Consider the following 18562-nt stretch of genomic DNA (forward strand, 5'->3'; position numbering starts at 1 on the left):
CGGCGTGAAAAAAGCGTGAAGGCGCTTGGATGTCGCGTCAAGAGAGTGTTAGGTTGCCTGCATTGCCAGGTTGCGGATGTCTCACCATTAGGATTATTGGGGTGGAGACCAAGCGCATTGAGATCAATTTGTTCGGAGCCTGCGTGGTTCGGTCCACGCGGCCTGGCGGATTCGAGATCGCAGGCGCCAAGCACAAGGCGCTGTTCGCATTGCTGGCGACCGCGCCGTTTGGACGCCGTACGCGCTCCTTCCTGCAGGATACTCTCTGGGGCACAGCGTGCTATGATACTGGAAGACAAAGCCTCCGGCGGGCCTTGTCCGATATCAAGCAGATCATGGGCGACGGTTTCGCCGAAGTTCTGAGCAGCACGAATTCCGACCTGACCCTCGACCTGACGCAGGTATCCTTCATCGGACGGCCGGGGGCGGGCGAGTTGCTCGAAGGGATCAACATCCGCGAGGAAGGCTTCAATCGCTGGCTCAGCGCGATGCGCCTCAATCCGGAGCAGATCTACTCACTCTACAGCCTGTCATCGCAGCCGCCGCCCCGGTCCATGCTGCCGGCGATCGCGGTCCTGCCGTTCCGGACGATCGGCGGCACGGCCGAGCAGGGGCTTCTCGGTGACTGGCTTGCCGAGGAGACGTCCCGCTCGCTGTCGCGGTCGAATCTGATCGCGGTGATCTCGCATTGGTCGAGTCGGGCCCTCGACCACCATGTGGTCGATATACCGACCGTCCGCGCCAGCTTGGCGGTCGACTATTGCGTGGCGGGCACGCTGCGCGTTGGCGCGAACGAGCTCGTACTGGACGCTGATTTCGTCGATACCGCATCTGGACGCATCCTTTGGACGCGACAATTCGCCGGACCGCTCGAAAGCTTCATCGGCCGTTCGGCGGAAGGCGTTTGCGAAATCGTCGTGGCCGTCGGGCGCGCCATCGCGGACGATGCGATCGTGCACGTGGCCGGCCGGCACCTTGCCGACCTGCGGGATCACCGCCTGCTGCTCGCGGGCGTCGGTCTCATGCATCGACCATCGTTGCGCGATTTCGCCAAGTCGCGCGACCTGATCGAGGAAGCCATGCGGCGCGCGCCGCATGCGGCCGAGACCCATGCCTGGTTTGGAAAATGGCATATTCTGAGTGTCTTCAATGGTTGGAGCACGGATTCCCGGAAGGACACAAGGATCGCAATCGACAGCACCGCCCGCGCGCTCGATATCAATCCCGAGAACGCCTTCGCGCTGACCATCGATGGCTTCGCGCACAACAATCTTCTTCGTCGCATGGACATCGCGGGAGCACGCTACGCCGCCGCGTTGCGCCTCAATCCGAATGAATCGCTCGCCTGGCTGATGAGGAGCGCGCTGCACGCGTTCCGCGACGAGCCGGACGCGGCGGTCAGCGCGGCCGAAAAGGCGCGGCGGCTCTCGCCGATCGATCCGTTCCGATATTACTATGAGTCGCTGAGCGCAACGGCGCTGTTCGCAGCCGGGCGTTACGCGGAAGCGCTCGAACTCGCAGACCGGTCCCTGTTGCGCCACGACCGCCACATCTCGACGCTGCGGGCCAAGGCGGCATCACTGCATTGCCTTGGCCGCACGCAGGAGGCCGCGGCCGCCGCGCGCGAAATTCTCCGCCGGCAACCCGACTTCACCGTCGCCGGCTATCTTCGTGGACATCCGGCAGGCGATCACGAGTTTGGACGTCGCGTGGCTGCCGCCCTGGCGGGCGCAGGCATTCCGTAGAAGCCATTGGGAGGGCTGGACATGAGTCAATCGGGCGGCATGGGAGGCATGGGAGGCATGGGAGGCATGGGAGGCATGGGAGGCCTCACCGCCACCGGACTCGGCGCTCTCCTCACCGCCGGCGTCGATCCGGTCTACGACCCCGTGCTGGTGCAAGGCCTGCAGATCACCGAGCAGGCCATCACACATGTTGCGGGGGACTGCAAACCAAGGGGCGCCAAGGAGCTGAGCTTCTCGTCCGCCAATAATATGGAGCTTTGGGCCGACTGGGTTCGCGGATCCCTCTACTTGACGGACTTTCTGACCGACTTCGGCTGGAACGTACGTACGGGCCATAAGAGACAGGAAGGCGTCGAGTTGACCTACGGTGGACGTACCAACATCTTCTATTCGGTGCATCGTCCCGACGCCGCCTGCTTCGAGGAGCAGGTCAAATTCCTGCGGGACTATCTCGATCAGCGTCCGGACCGGACGCCTGAAATCATAAGCCAGCTCGGGTTTCCGACTCCTTATTTCAGCATGATCCTCGGCCTGCAGACCGTCCCCAACCACTATACGCTGGAGTTGATCACCACCACGCAGGTGCTGGCGGCCCACACGGCGATGTTGGTCAAGCATCATCTCGCCTGCCGCCGTCCCGACCGCCTCAGCGCCAAGGTCATGCCGATCGTGCCAACGCCCGCTCATGCGACATTTCCCAGCGCGCATGCCACTGAAGCGTTTGCGGTCGCCGAGGTTCTCAATACGCTTCTTGACAGCCAGGAGCACTATCCGGACGTCGAACAGCGGAGAGCACTCATCACGAAGCTCGCGGAGCGCATCGCCGTAAACCGTACCGTCGCCGGGCTGCATTATCCGATCGACAGCTGGGCCGGCGCAATACTGGGGCGTGCTGTTGGCCAGATCGTGTTGTCGAAATGCGGCATCGACTGCGATGTCGACGGATATGAGTACTGCGCAAACGGTCATCGCGACTTCTTCGTCGACGAGTTCGCCAAGGGCCCGAACCCGTGTTTCGGGGTCCATGAGAAAACAAAGGTCGCCGTCAAACCCAGCGAGCTGTTTACGTGGCTGTGGAATAAGGCCCGCCAAGAATTCGACCTCTCGCAATAGGAGGATCGTCATGACCGAAGACGACACTGTCCGAGATGGATCCGGCGCTCCGGCCGAACTGCCCCTGTATCTTGGCCCCTACGAAGTCTGGAACTTCGGTGTCGGTCGCGGCTACGCGCTTCCGATCATGCGTAAATCCTGGCGCTTCATCAGTGCGCTCGCGGAGCTTGGTGCGGCAGGGCGCAATAGCGGAATCGCGCGAAGCAGGCCGGGGGCGTGGTTGCCGACGTTGTGGAAGCCGCTTAATGAGCGGAATTTCGTTCCCTTCGTCATCGAAAATCCCGTCGTCAGGATGCCGGAGCTGGAGGATTTCGATAATTTTCTGGTCAGCGGCTTCATCGACGTGATGCAGCCAGCTTTGGATGCAACCGCGGCTGCCGAAACCTCGATCACAGAAGCCGCCGACATATCGCTGGATCGAGTCGAGTCACCCCGCTTTCGCATCGCCTTTCCGGTCACGGATGCGGCCATGCACAAGCTCGCGTCTGTGCCGGAGGCTCCGATCTGGCATCCCGACCCGGATCTTCGCGACCGCATCGGAGCGGGCAGGCGGATCACCGTCATGGCGGTGATCGACGACGGCATCCCCTTCGCGCATCGCCACTTTCGCGACGCCGGCGGAACGCGAAGCCGGGTCGAGTTCTGCTGGCTTCAATCGGTCGCGATCAAGGAGAACCAGAACAGCGTGCTGTTCGGCCGCGAATACACCCGCGAGGAGATCGACCATCTGATCAGGCTGCATGGCGACGACGAAGACGTTCTTTATCGCGAGGCCGGGGCGACGAAGGATACCGAGGAGCTCGGCAGCATGATCGACCGCCACGCGACGCACGGCGCCCACGTCATGGACCTTGCCACCGGCTATGCGCCCGAACGCCGCGAGGAGCCGGCCGAGGACATCCGCATTATTGCGGTGCAACTGCCGAACACGATCGCCTGGGACACGTCCGGCTTCGGCAAGGACATGTATATGTTGTCGGCTTTCCACTACATCTTCGACCGTGCCGATATGATCGCGGCCAAGGAAGGCTACGACGTCGACAAGCTTCGCCTGGTGATCAATTTCAGCTACGGGTTCTCCGGCGGCCGGCACGACGGCGGCAGCGAGCTGGAAGCGGCGATCGACGAACTGGTGAAGAAACGTCGCGAGCTGGGATGTCCGACCGCGTTGGTCGTGCCGGCCGGCAATACGTTTCTCGATCGCCTGCACGGGCTGATCCGGCCTAGTGATTTCGTCGATGGCGCGGCGCAGTTTCGTTGGCGGATCCAGCCAAACGACCGCACGCCGAGCTATCTTGAGCTCTGGTTCTGGCAAGGCTTCGATCCGAAGGGTTACAAGATCGAATTGCGGGATCCGCAGGGGCGGCTGCGGTCGGAACTCAGCATTGAAATCAAGAACACGGGTCGAGCTGGAGAAGATCCCCACGTCGTGGAAGATATCAAGAACGACCTGCAGCGCCCGGTTGGCCAGATCAGCGTCGATGTTCACAGGGCCGGCGGCAAGCGCGCGGACGTGGCGAGCGGGCGCCACCGTGTGCTCGTGGTCCTGGCGCCAACGGAGCCTGAAGATGCATCGCTTCCGCGCGCCGAGTCCGGACAATGGACGGTGGTGGTCAAGCGCGGACAGGCGGCCCTGATCGATCATCCGATCCATTGCTGGATCCAGCGCTCCGCCGATCCCATGAGCCTGCGTTCGGGCAGCCGTCAGAGCTATTTCGACATGGCCGCCCACGAAGAAACGCGCTTCACGCCGCAAGGCGACCTGACCGAAGAGGATCCCGGCGAGGACGACACGCGGCCTTCGTTCGTCAGGCGCTTTGGAAGCCTCAGCGGTCTGGCGACCGGAACGACATCCCTCGTCGTGGGGGGCTACCGGCTCGGCGCCGGACTCGGTTCAGGCCTCGGCTCTGCGCGCCCTTCACGCTACAGCTCCGCCGGTGCGCTGCACGAAATATGGCCGGGCAATCACGTCGACTGCTCGTCGATGTCGGACCGCTCGCGCGTCCTGTGGGGCACGGTCGCGGCCGGCGTGCGCAGCGGATCGCTGTCCTTCGTGCAAGGCACCAGCTCGGCGGCCCCGTTCGTCGCCCGGCAATTGGCGGAGGCGTTTGCGACCGCCGAGAGCGTCGACCCAACGGCAATCGATAACTATCTGTCGCTGCTGTCGGGACGCCCGAGTGACCCTGATGACGATAAGCTGACCACGGCGCGGCTTGGCCACGTGCGCGTTCCGCCTCATCGGCAACCGGGCCTCGGCTAGGGGCGGCATCGATGCCTTGATCGTACAGCCAATGTCCGCGACGATGCTCGGCGGCGCCTTGGGCAGACCTGTGCCGGATCACGATGCGCGTCCTGACCGACCGATTGACATTTCACGATTAACTCACGCGACAAAGACGGACCGTCCGATATTCTCGCCTCGAACGTCAGTCGAGGCGCCTCAGCATGCAAGGACCTTCACGCGACGACGGCCTTGCCGACAAGGGAGGCGTCGGCGGATAACGGACTGGATTTCAACAGTGTCACGTTCATCTGTTGAGCTTGGCGCCATGAACGATTGCAAGAGGTTTCTTTCGAAACAGCGTTTGAGGCAGTGTCATCAGCTGGTGCTGTGTTGGTTCTTCATCCCAAAATGCACTTGTTTATACGAAGTCGATAAACCGAGTGTAGCATTTCGGTAGCGCGATCATAACAATATGGCTCGGTGATATGCCGCTCGATGCACGTGTCATCGATCGATCCAGCAAAGCGACGACGCCTGCGAGGGCTGGCGTTTTGCGAAACGGGTGTTGCCCCAGGACGAAGGTTCGCTGCGAAAGTCGATTGCGTTGCCACGGTTAAATGCGCGATCGGAGGGCTGATGCTCGCAACGGGCATCCCCTTCTCCTGGGAATTGCGGCCTGGCTAGCGTGACGACGTTGCGCCGTTTGCGATGCGCGAGCCCTGAATGGCGGAGAGTGACGGCGGGGCTCCAGTCGCAGCCGATGTTTCGACTGTACAGCCCGCCGGTTGCGTCCAGAAGCGGAGAGCAAAATGACAGGTCTGATCAAGAAGCTCGGGGCTCAGTTCTTCACGATCCAGAACGACAGTCTGTCGGAGGTCATCCGGTTCGGATCCGATGCTGCCGGCGCGCTGGTCTTCGAACCGGCCTTCACCTCCGCGGTGCGCTTCAAATGCGCCCGTTTTTTCGACGGCGATTTGACCAAGCCGCGATCCGTCATACGCTCGAGCGATGCGGTTCTGGAACGTCTTTCAGACGGACGCTTTCAGATCGCGATGATCTTGCCATTCCCGGCGATCCTCTTTCCCGAGATTCCGGAGTTCAAGGGCGTTCCTGATTTTCTGGCGCAGATCATGTTCACGATCACTCCGTCACAACCTTTCGCTGCTGATGGGTCGCTGTTGATCCAGGAATATCAGACCGAATATGCGAGCTGGAGTCCCGGAGGCACCCAGTCTGGCGATGCGCCGCCTCAGGATGCGGCGCACTATGTCGACAGCGCGGGAAATCCCAAAGCCATCTCGCTCAAGGAGCTGACCGACAAGTCGACCGTCAGAAGCGTCGAACTTGACATGTTCGGATCGAATGCGAGTCGGACCATCGACAGCACGCACTATCCTCTTCTTGACCGATGTTTTTCCGACAGGACGAATCTCGAATTCAAGGACCGCATCGTTATTCAGCCCCAGCATGCACCCGGCGAATTCAACTTCGACAAGCCGCGAGGCGTGGGTATCAAGCCGGTGGGAATACGACCTTTCGCCCAGACGGCCACGTCCTCTTCGCTTGGCTTCTCGGCGATTGTCGGACTTGGCGCGAGCACTGCCGGCGAAGCCAAGGCCGACCTCTTACTCGATGGCGAATTTCGAGCAGATGGCCTCGTAATCGACGGGCATGTCGACGTCGAGATGGTTCAGGATGTCAACAACGACCCCTATCTGTCTCCGTCCGCTTCAGGAACTGCGGATACGAATGAGTTCTATTGGTACATGCGGGTGCGGTCGGTGCCCGTCACGGCATTTTCCACGATTTGGAACGAACGGATCGCTAAGCCTTATCTCGACGCGTTGCGAACCACCGACGACGCGAGTGATCTCTCCTTCGTCCCGCTGATCGGGAATATTCAGCCGCTCGGGGCAGGCGACAAGCTCCCGGCGTTTGAGCTGTTGTTCGATGTCGTACAGCAGCTCAAAGGCCGCAATCGTTCGGAAATCGCGGACCCCGTCCTGATTGGATTTCGTCCCGACGCCGCGTCGAAAGTGGAGTTCGCGGCGGAAGCGGTATTTCCCGGCTTGATCACGCATGCGAACACGGCGGTCCGCCGCCGGTTGAAGATCACGATCGAGCGGCAGCGCCTGGAGGAAAGCTTCGAATGGTTCGATATTCAACGGACGAAGGCGGCAGCAAAGCCTGAAATCACCATCGCGATTGAGACGGACGAGCGCCTCACCCAGGATGCAGCCGGAGGCAAGGTTCGAATTGGAGCCCTGGATCTGGATGTGCCGGACGGGTTCAATCCGCAAACGGCGGGAAGATCCGACGACGATCAGGGAAGGATCAAGGTCCGCTACAACGTCACCTTTGACTCGGCCGATCCGACGCGCGCGAGCCGTTCAAGTGCCGAACGCGATCCGAAAGGCAGGCCAGGGCGCGCGAGGCTGCCGCGTCACGGCGAGGCGATCCCGCGCATCGCGGCGCGGATTGACCATTTCGATCTGACCGGCGTCCTGCCGGGGTCGCAGGACCCGATTCCGGACGCGGGGCAGGCGTTTGATGCCGTCATCGAGGAATTGGCGCGGGCGATATCCGGCGGAGCGACCGATCCGAACGACAGGCCGATCAGGCGAGAGCAACGGATCGCGGGCGATTTGCAGCGCGCGGCCCCGATCGTGATCGTCGACGGCAATGTTGCGCAGCCACCGGTCACGGCTCAGATCGACACGCCGTTCTTCCTGCGCGGCGAGGAGGTCACCGCCAACAACAGGAACCGCCGCCTCAGCCTGACGCTCCAAAGGCGAGCGACCAAGGCGAAGGCGGCCAGTTACCGCACCATCGTCATCGATCCCGAGCCTATGACGGTCGCGCTGGTCGACGTCCCGGCGTTCGAGCTCGAGAGCGACGATGTTGCGGAAAACGACGGTGAGATCGCCAATTGGCAGACATCCGAGCTGGAGGGATCGAAGTGGGAGATCGCCAGGATCAGCGACGGTTTCGATCTTTTCCTTCCGCCGCAGGCGACCGGGGAGGCGGCCGAGAAGGGGGCGCCCTGGCCGGCGGTCTCGCCGGAGGGAGCGGGCGCCCGGACGCTCGACTACCGGCTCGGCACCACCGCACGGCTGAACCTGCGCTCGTCCTACTTCAAGCAGCGCTATGCGGAGGCGCCGTGGAATTTGCGGCGGGTGCTCGGCTTTGCCGGGCAACGCGCCCCCGGCGCCGGGCTCAATACCGCGCGGTTCGAATTCCTCTACGGGCTTGCGTCGCGGTTCACGGCGGGGTCGTTGCGGCTTGCCGAACTCGGCTCCCGCATCGGTGGCATCCGCGATCCGCTGCCGGCACGGCCGCGCGGCATCACGCGGTCGCTGCTTGATGAAACTGAAACGAAGAAGACCCTGGTTTCAGAGCAACCGCTGGTCGAGGCGGAACTATACGACCGGTTTCGCAGTGTCTCTGCATCCTTCACCAAGGCCTGGGGCACGCGCATCGCGTTGTTCGAAACCTATCGCGAAGGCAGCGACGAGCCGCTGGCGCTGGAGGCGAAGGTCGCGTTCACGCTGCGGGTCAAGCCGAAGGCCGGCGATCCCGCCGCCGACATGGATCAGCAGCCCTGGAAACCCGACAGCAAATCCGCAGGGCTGAGGGGTGGCGCGACCTGGGGTTTCGAATCCAGGAACATCTACGACGAAGTCATCGAGGCGGATTCGAGCATGCCGCCCGTCAGCACGCGCGGCCAGATCGTCAACCCGGCGTTTTCCGCCTTGGGCGGTTCGGGATTCGTGCGCGCCTTCTTTGCCAACGGCAAGACGCGGATCGTATCCGACACCAGCTTCGGCCGCACCCATACCTACGCGGTCGAGCGGATCGGGCGCATCGGCGTGTTCTGGAACGTGGCCAAGCACGTCATCGTCTACCAGCGCACCGTGCTGCCGCCGGATCAGTTCGCCAGCCAGCAGGCGGGCCAGCATTTCGGACGGCCGGTGCTGCGCAAGGTGCAGGAATATGTCGATATCCTGCAGCCCGAACGGGCCTACCCGGAGAAGGGCGCCGCGCCGAAGACGCGCGGGTTCGTGGAGGCATGCCTGTTCCGCACGCGCCGCATCCCGGTCGACAGCCGCTGGGGGCACGACGTGCCGGACGGCTGGATCGTCCCGCTGTGGAAGGAGGGGGAAGACCCCGACATCTATCCGAAGCCTGACATCCGGCTGCAGCTGACCGCGGCGCAGACCGACGCCGCGGCGACGATTCCGGGCCGCTTCGGAAATCCGAGCCAGCTCGTCTTCTTCACCTCCACGCGCAAGCAGGATGGCGATGATCCCAACATCTGGCCGCCGCGGCCCGACATCGATTTCATCAACGTGCCGCATCCGGCGCCGGTGGGCGAGCCGGACATGGACCCGACGACGCCGGACGGCAAGGCGCCGGACGATATCATGCGCGATACGCTGCTCGGGCGCTGCACCTTCGACATCGACTGCGCGAATGCCGCCACCAATCTGGTGACCGAGCGGACCAAGGCCGAACCGATCGGAGCAGTGCTCGAAACCGTCACCATGATGCGGTCGGGGCCAACCAATACTGCCGGCGGACCACCCGCGCAGGCGCTGTCGCTGCGCCGGGAGCTCGAAGGGATTCTGGGCGATGCACGCCGGCTGGAAGGGGTACTCGGCGAAGCGTTGTCGATCGGCCGCACGGCGCTGGGAAATCTGCTAAGCGTTGCTGGAAAGAGCAAAGAGGACATCGAGGAAGCCCTCAACACGGAAATCGATCGCCTCGGCGAGATCAAGGCCCGGGTTCATCGTGAGGCGGCAACCGTACGCAAGACCATTGCCCAGGCCGTCGATCGCGCGAAAGCCAACCTCGATGGCGCGAAGTCCGGCTGGACCGACGCCAGCAAGGAGGTTCAGGCCCGGCTGAAGATGGAGATTCAGAAGGCGTTGCTGTCGCGCATCGATACGTTGTCGCGCGAACTCGACGCGGTCAGCGGACGGCTCGACGAATTCCTGGACGGCGTCAATGCCGACCAGGCCGAAGTGCTGGCCAACCGGATCGAGGAAACCCTGGCACCGGTCCGGCTGACGATCTTCAGCGCCATCAACAGGGTCGGAGACGGTCTCGCGCGACTCGACCAGAGCATCAAGACCTTGCGCCGTGACATCGACGATGCGCATGCCGCCGTGAAGCGGGACGCCGCGGAGCTGAAGAGCAGAATTCCTGATGTCGACTGGCGATCGCTGGTCACGCTCTACGAGGAGTATCACGCGAGAGCGATAGAGGCGCTCGATGCCGCGGACCGGCTGGCACGCCGCGATCTGCCGAAGGCGATCAAGGACTCGAAGCTGTTTGCCGTCAAGGCCGAAACCGTGACCGAGTTCCTGACGCGTATTCGCCGCAAGCTCGACGAGACGCATCGTCTGACCGTCGCGGACATGACCAAGCTGGGGGCAACGATCGAGCAGGCTCGGGCCGCAGTTGTGACCGCCGTCGACTGTGCCGTTGCCGAGATCGGCGTCGTCGCTGTGGACATGCAGAACCTGACGGACGAAGGAGCGCGATTGGCTGCCGCCGCCGATGCGGCGCTCGCAGAGTTCGGATCCGGATTCGAAGCCAGGTATGACGGCGCGGTCACCGAAATTCACAGACTGTGCCGTGACGCTGCGTCCGGCATTCCCGCGATCAAGGGACAAGTGGAAGCTCAGCTGAACACTTTGGGCCAGATCGCCGTCAGCCTGCGGGCCAAAGTCGATCAGGGCGCCAGCGATGTGCTGGCCGTGGTCGGCAATATGCTCGATGAAGTCGGTGTCAGCATCGATCAGCAGGAGCTGAAATTGAGGACCGCGCTGGACGAGGCGGCGAACGGCGCGAATGTCACCCTCGGCGATCTCGAAACCAAGCTCGTGGACGCCATCGATGGCGCTATTGGCAAGCTCGAGGGTAACGCCGGCCAACTCGCCGCGGCGATTGCCGACGCATCTGCAGCGCTCCGGAAGGGGGCCGACGATATCGTCCATGGTCTACGCGACAGGATTCCACCGGGGCTTGCGGACGACATCCGGGTGCTGGAGCAGGGCTACAAACGCCTCGCCAATGCGCCGAGCTTCCAGAACCCCAGTGATACGCTGGCCCTGATCCGCGCCGCAGGCTCGTCGCCGCTGCTGCCGAACCTCAAGTTCAACCGCGACCGCATCGCCTATTTCTTCGACGATGCGCGCGATGCGGTGAAGAGCTCTCCCGTGGTCGGGCTGATGAACCGGCTGGGCGACGACCTGAAGGCCCTGGGAATCCGGGTGCCGACCGGCGAATTCCTGGAGCGGCTGATCCCGAAGGAGCTGGAGAAATACGATTTCGGCAAGCTGTTTCCCGATCTCGGCGGCCTCAAGCTCGACAATCTGTTCAAGAACATCCGCCTGCCGGTGCTGAACGACAAGGTCAAGGTCACTCACGGCTTCGACAAGGCAAGCCTCACCGCATGGGCCAAGGCTGAGGCCAAGGCGCCTTTCCCGAAGCGGGCGGAGATCTTCGAGTTCGGTCCGCTCAAGCTCTCGGCGGTCGATGCGGGCTTCGACGCGCTGGCTGATATCGTGGTCGGCCTCGACGGAGTCATGAAGCGCACCACAAAGGCCGAGGTTATCGGCGATTGGGAGCTTGCTTTCAGCGGGCAGCCGCTGGTCACTCTGGAACGAACCCGGGTATTCTTCGAGAACGGTGGCGGCCTCAATGTCGATATCGATCCGAGCCGCGTCCGCTTCGACAAGGCGATCAAGTTCCTGTCCGATCTGATCAAGTCGTTCAGCGATCCGAATTCCGGTTTCTTTCTCGAAATGCTGGAAGACAACGGCACGCCGTCGGGGCTCGCGGCGCGGATCGAATTGCCGATGCCGCCGTTGTCGTTCGGAGCGTTCTCGATCACCGGTTTGCGGTTCTCGAGCTCGTTCGAGCTGTTGCTGATCAAGGGCAGCGGCGGCAAGCGGGGCGATTTCGCGCTCGGGGTCACGCTGGCGCTCGGTCTCAAGAAAGAGCCCTTCATCCTGCGGGTCTGGATTCTCGTCGGCGGCGGGTGGCTGGAGACGCGCGCCAAATACTTCCCTTCCACTGGCAAGCTGACCAGCGCCGTCTCGATTGGCCTGACCGCCGGCCTTGGCCTTGACTTCGCCTTCGGCCCCTGCCGCGGCTTTGTCTTCGTGATGGTCGGGGCCTATGTGGAATTCGAGAGCGGCAGCGGCAACAGCTTCTCGATCGCCGTGATCTTCATGGTGCGCGGCGGAATCGTCATCCTCGGCCGTTTCAACATCGGTCTCTATCTGCTGCTGGAACTGATCTACCAGGACGACGGCTCGTTGATCGGACGCGGCACCATCGAGGTCAGTTTCAAGATCTGCTGGTGCTGCCAGATCAAGGTTCGCCAGGGCGTCACCTACTACCTGAGGAAGGGCAGTGGCAGCAGCGCCAGCATGGCGTCTGCGGCGCCGGCGCATCATCTCGACAATTTCGCCTGACGGGAGCCAGCCATGAAGTTCGTCCTGTTCTGCGACCTCCTGCGTGCTCCCAGCGATCACGCGAAGCCCATCATCGGCGCCCGGCTTTCCGGCGCGGCGATACGCCTGTCGACCGGTGAGACCGATGCCGCACTCGTGGCGCTGTTCGCCAAGGTCCGCGGCAAGGCCTTGCCGAAGCCCGACCAGGCCGGGTTCGACAGCTATCTCGATGATCTTGGACAGGACGTGGGACCGCTGTTCCCCTGGATCGGCGGCGAGCTCGGCTTCTCGTTTCTGTGGGCCGCCGCTGACAGCGGCACGATACCTTTGGCGAGCGATCCGGCCGGCGTGACGGCCGTGCCGATTCCCATCCCCACCCTTGCCGATGGGTCCAGGCAGGCAAACTTCGAGCTTTCCGAGACGGCGCTTCGCGGGCTGCTCCATGCGGCGCTCGCGGATCTCGTGTCCGCTGGGCCTCACACCGACAGGTTCACCAAGGTCGAGCCGTTCAAGCTGTTCGGATGGGATGACGACGGCGGGGCCGAACCCATTGACGAAATCGCAGACGATGCGGGCACGAACTTTCGCTATCAGGCCTTCATGGCCGGCCTCGCGTCGCTCCCGGCACCGGTCCCCCATGGCCGTCTCAATTTGGTGCGGTTCGTTCAGTTGAGCGCTGTGAACCCGGCCCGGGGCAAGCGCCGTCTCGTGGTGGCAGCCCCCCGATTCAAGCCGCGCAACACGACCGTGTGGCTGGAGCCGAAATTCGATGCGGTCTCCTGGAAGCTGCAGGATCAGAACATCGTCGCGACGATTCCCTACCAATCCGATTTCGGCGGCCACGCCATCGAGGTGATCTGCCGCGCCATCGATCTCGACGAGGTTCTGACCGGCAGCGCTAGTTTCCTTCAACGCGAATCCCTCTGGGTCGCGCGACGCTACGACGGGAAGGCGGGCGATAGCCGCGACGGCGTCGGCTTCGAGGATTGGCTGGCCAATCTTCCAGAATTAATGGCCGATGCCTTCGACCTGCCGCGCCTGCTGCTGCAGGCCATGGAAGATGACATCAAGGCGACGGGCTCTCGGCTCACGGCTGCCATCGCGAATATTGGCCGTGCGAGAGGCGCGCGGTTGATGACGGATGCCACTCTCCTCGCGTTGCGGGACATCGTCGGTCCGGGTTGCATCGCCTATGCGACGACCGACGTCCTGAAAGGACCGAACGGCTCACCCGCCCATGCCGCGATGATCGAGCAGGTCAATTGGGCGGTGAAGGACTACAACACGGGGTCTCCGCTCGATGCGGCCGCCGCAAAGGCGTTGTCGGATGCGGTCCGCGAGGATGATCGCAGATTTCGCCAGGGCTTCGGGACCGGCGCGGGCGATGCTGCGCCATGGTTCGACATCCTCGCCGGCGTGCTGGGGCCGGCGCTCGAATTGCCGGCGACGGGCGAAGCGTTTGTCAGCGCGATCGCCTCGCGTGTCGCGATCGACCCCGCCGCCGTCGGTGCCTTCGACCCGTCGGCGCTGCGGCGGGTGGTCGATGCAGCGGCCTTGCCGGACAATGCGGCGGCGCTCCAGATCGCACTGTGGCGCCGGGCGAATCCGGGCCTCGAGACCTGGTTTGCCGCCGCCCGCGACGCATTCGAAGCGCTGACAAGTCGGGGGTTGAGGCTGGTCGCGATGCTGCGAAAGGCCAATGTCGATCTGCCCTGGCTCGACGAGCAGGGGATCTGGAAAAAAGCGGCCGATCCGAAGGTGCCGGACATCGATGCATTGCGGGGGAATATCCGGGAAGCGATCACCGCCTATGTCCTCGGCACGGTTTGTGAAGCGAAGGGCACGGCGCTTGGTCTGGAGAAGACCTATCAGGATCAGCACGGACGCATGGCACAGTTGCCGGCCGGCGCGCGCGCCGATATCGCCCACGCCATTGATGGCGTGGTGAAAGACCGCCTCGCCAATTGGTTCAGGACGCCCGAGCATGATGGGGTCGGGACCACGCTGCTGAAAGGCGATCTCGCCGCCGATGCCCAGCCGATCGCGCTGCAGATCGACCGCCTCGTGGTCGGTGCCGGTGCGTCGCCCGACTTCAATGAAGACATCGCCGGGTTCGGCGTGCTGATGCGACGATCGCAGCCTGCCGACGATTGGCGCTGCCTCACCGCGACATTCGGTGAAATCAATCCGGACCGGGGCTACGGCACCGGCGCCACCGAGGTGACGTTCGAAACCGCGCCGAAGACGGTGATGGGTGCGCTCCCAGTCGCCTATACCAGCCAGATGCCCCAGGCGATCGTGATGTACGACAACCGGCCGATCGTCGGCGACAGTCTGGCCGACGCGCCGATCGAGGACCAGCCCGGCATTGCGCCGCCGCCGCGCATCCTGCGGCTATTCCAGCCTGTGGTCCAGGACACGCCGCCGGCGGAAACGCTGCTGCCATTCCTGGCCTATGGCGCGACCTACGAAGTGGCGCCGTTCGGCATCTCCAATCATGGCGCGTTGCCGGAGATCATCCGGCGCGACGACTATCCGGCGATCCTGGACCCGGCCAAGTTGAAGAACCCGTTTCCGGCCGGCAGCGCGTTCGTGCGCCAATTCTCGTATTTGCGGCAGACCGGCATCGGGGCGCTGCACGTCGCACCGGTCGTCGATGAAGCCCAGAAGCAGGGACAGGCGTTCCATCCCATGGTCCTGCCGAAGGCGGTCAAGCCGCTGGCGGAGGAGATCCTGGTTCCGGCGCGAGCCGTCACGCCATGGGATACGCGCGCGAATCTGCCCAACAGCGCCCTGAAGCTGAAGACGGCGCTGCTGCTCGCCGATGGCGATGGCAATCCGCTGCTCAGCAAACCCGGAACGATCAATTGCGGTGAGCTGAAATTGACCGTGAGTGCGCCGGTGACGCCGCTGGAGGATTTCGATCGCTGGATCGCGCTGGAGGAAGCCACCTTGTCCGAGCCGAACAGGACAAGGCTGCGTGGCTTCCGCAAGGCGCTGCGTGTCTATCACCAGCAGCAGGTCTTCGCGCTGCATGACAAGGAAGCCGAGATTGGCCAAGCCGTGGCCAACGAAAACGCGAGCAGGGCGAACGCGCTCCGCAAGGAAGCCGAGGCGATCAGGGCGACATTGGATCTGCAGGATCCCGCGGTCGGTGCACTTGCCGTCGCCGTGACCCGTGTTCGCCGCAACGGCGCCCTGCCCAAGGAGACGGTCGCGGATTTCAAGCCCGAGCTGATCGACTGGTCGTGGACGTGGGAGTCGGCGGTGGATCCCAAGAAGCCGTTCGCGGACAAGCGCAAGCCGATCGACTTCACGTGCAAGGTCGACAAGGACGTGACGAAGCCGGTCTTCGACAAGTCGACCAGAACGATCTCGGTTGCGGCGGGCGATGTCGTCGTCGTGCATTTGTTTGCCGCCGTGCCGGACGAATTGTTCAGCGACCCGGTGGCGCCCGGCAAACGCCGCTTTGACAGCGTCGTGCTGGAGAAGGCCGCGCTGCACGACGGCACCGGCCCGGTGCTGGTTTCGAGCGGCAGCGGTGCCAAATACCGCCTGTTTGCGATGCATGCCCTTGCGGTCGAGGCGGCGTCGCGCCGACTGCCTTCCGATGCAGAGCTGGCGGCAGCCATCGAGGGCAGCATCGTTGGCGACGTGTCGGTGAATTTCGACGAGCACACCGGCGACATGCGGTTGGATTTCAAGCGCGCGCCGTCTGTTGCGATGGACGCGGTCGGCGATATCACCGTCGGCTCGCAGGCATGGCGATGGACCGGCCGGCCCCTCGCGCCGTTCCCGTTTTCAGCGGCGCGCGATCTGAACAGGTTCCCGACGCAGGATCCCCAGAACCCCGGGGCCACCGAACCGCCATCGCCTTCCGAATTTGCCTTGCTGTGGGACGTCGAAGGCTTCGCCGAGCGCCTCGATGAAACGCTCGACAACGAAACCGTCGCGGTTGCGATCAACGAGAGGATCGTATCGGTCGCGAGTACAGCGACCAGTGAGCCGCAACCGACGCGCATCGCGCTACGCTCGCCGGCCCGGCAGGACACCGCCCGCTATATGCGCTTCCGGGTCATCGCCGCGAACCGCTATGCCGCGGCCTACGCGGCAGCGCGCCAGCTTGTTGCGGTGCAGGCCGCGCAATGGAAAAGCCCCAGCGGCAAGTGGACGACGCCCTGGTACCGGCTGTTGCGGCCGGCGAAGCAGCCGGACGCGGTGCCGAAGCCTGGCATTCGGGCGCTGATTCCGCTGACGCGCGCGTTGCGGGAAGGCGACGATGTATCTCCGGTGGCTGGTGTGCTGGCTGTCGTCGACGGCGCCTGGTTCGAGCATGCGGGCCTTGCGGAGTGGATGCTGGCGGAGGTCGAGACCGCCTATCGCAAGAGACTGATGATCGCTCCCAATACCACCGTCGCCAGGGCCGCGGCGGAAATCGGGCCCGATCCATTGTTGCGGACCTATGGCCTCGGCCAGAAGGAAGGCGTGACGCCAGACCACAACGCCCTGAAGACGGCTGTCCCGCTCGACGTCGCCGGCCCACTCGGGCACGGCTTCGATACCGGCACGGCCACCGGTCTCTACCTCAACAGTTCGTTCATTGTCCGTGCCCCGGCCCTGGCTGCCGCGGACCCGACGGCATGGTGGATGAGCAAGCTGGTGTTCCGCCGCTACATCGTGCCGGAAGTGACCCGCGACTATTGGACGAAGTCCGTAGCCACACCCGTGACATCCGCCACGCCGCAATTATCCGCGACACTGCACGCGATCGGCGCGACGGCGAACAACGCCGTCCTGAAATTCAGGGCGGCAGGCAAGCTTGTGTTTGGCAAAACGCCGCCTCAGGCCGAGGTCGTGGCTCAGGCCACATGGTCGGGTCAATCCTGGACGGTGCAAATGATCGGCGGCGGCGTCAGCGACAGTTTCTCTGTCGCCGAACCGACCTTCGATTTGCGGGTCCTTGCGGTGCGACGTCTGTCTCGGGTCCCGCCGGACGAGCCGCAACAATATGCCTGGTATGAAATCCTCGTCCTGGTCAAACCGAAAGGCCGCGCATGGCGGATCGCCTGGCAAGGTCAATGGTTCAACGACGCAAAGTTCGTCGACGGGAAGGATAGCTCGAAGGCCGAGCTCGAAATCGATTTCGTTGTCGAATCCCAGACGGGAGTATCGATCGGCGAGAAGCGCGTCAGTGCTGCTCTCCAGGTCTCGGAGGCCACCGAAGGCCGATGGACCCAATTCATGCCGAACGCGGAAGCCGTTCGCGCCAGCAAGGTTCCGCTGACGTCGCTGTCGCTGTCGGTCGACCCGACTTCGAACATGAGATTGCTGCTCAAGTCCGGTGGCAATAGGTTCGCTTGGCTAGCAAGCAATGACCTGACGGGCGCGGGACGTCGCACGGCAGGAAAGCCCGATCAAGGCTTGGTCAACTTGCTGCTCCTGACCAAGCGCATCGCCAGCGTCGCGGGCACCGATGAGGAGGCCTACGTCGGTCTCTACGATTCCGCGGCCGGCTACGATAGCGCGGTGAAGGCCGTGGTGCTGTCCTGGTTCGGCAACGCGGCGCCGAAATTGTCAGATCAGAAGCAACTCATCGGGCGCATTCTCACCGTTCGTCTCAGCAATCCGGAGGTCCAGCAGAGCAAGATCGACGAATGGAAGAAGGATCCGTGGAAGTGGTTCTTCCCCGCCGAGGACGGCAGCGAGAAGCTGGATGCTTCGCGGGTTTTCGGCGAGCGCCGGCCGCCGGATGCGTCAGCTCAAATTATCGAGATCTATGCACCGATCCCGCTCACTGTCTGAAGCGGGCTCGCTGGATCGACTTGTTCGACCTCGCGGGTGGCTATGATCCGGCTCGTTGACGTGGATTGAAAGGAGGCCATTGTCAATTCAAGGATTGAGCTGCATGGGACGGGAGCAGGCTGCATGATTTAGTGGGCTGGACTGCACCCCTTAAGTGAGACACGATAATTTCTGTGACAGGCATTTCGAGGATGACCTGTGGCAGCAAGAGG

General features: G+C 63.4%; 5 protein-coding genes. All 5 read left to right on the forward strand.

The annotated features are described in order from the left end of the window. The first annotated feature begins 101 nt into the window (after positions 1–101). On the forward strand, positions 102–1745 hold the full coding sequence (locus tag QW881_RS27115) for a hypothetical protein (RefSeq protein WP_315759591.1): 1644 nt from the start codon (positions 102–104) through the stop codon (positions 1743–1745). Positions 1746–1766: 21 nt separating this feature from the next. Next, positions 1767–2858 (forward strand): phosphatase PAP2 family protein, encoded by a 1092-nt coding sequence (locus QW881_RS27120; protein WP_316159245.1) that lies wholly within the window; start codon positions 1767–1769, stop codon positions 2856–2858. Positions 2859–2868: 10 nt separating this feature from the next. Further along, positions 2869–5118, forward strand: coding sequence for a hypothetical protein (locus QW881_RS27125; protein WP_315759593.1), 2250 nt, complete (start codon positions 2869–2871; stop codon positions 5116–5118). A gap of 773 nt (positions 5119–5891) precedes the next feature. Beyond that, positions 5892–12569 (forward strand): hypothetical protein, encoded by a 6678-nt coding sequence (locus tag QW881_RS27130; protein ID WP_315759594.1) that lies wholly within the window; start codon positions 5892–5894, stop codon positions 12567–12569. A gap of 135 nt (positions 12570–12704) precedes the next feature. Further along, positions 12705–18350 carry a hypothetical protein gene (locus QW881_RS27135; RefSeq protein WP_316159244.1) on the forward strand — a complete coding sequence of 1882 codons (5646 nt, stop codon included), beginning with the start codon at positions 12705–12707 and terminating at the stop codon, positions 18348–18350. Positions 18351–18562 lie beyond the last annotated feature (212 nt).

Origin of the sequence: Bradyrhizobium sp. SZCCHNS3016, assembly GCF_032484535.1 — a bacterium.
Taxonomy (GTDB): Bacteria; Pseudomonadota; Alphaproteobacteria; order Rhizobiales; family Xanthobacteraceae; genus Bradyrhizobium.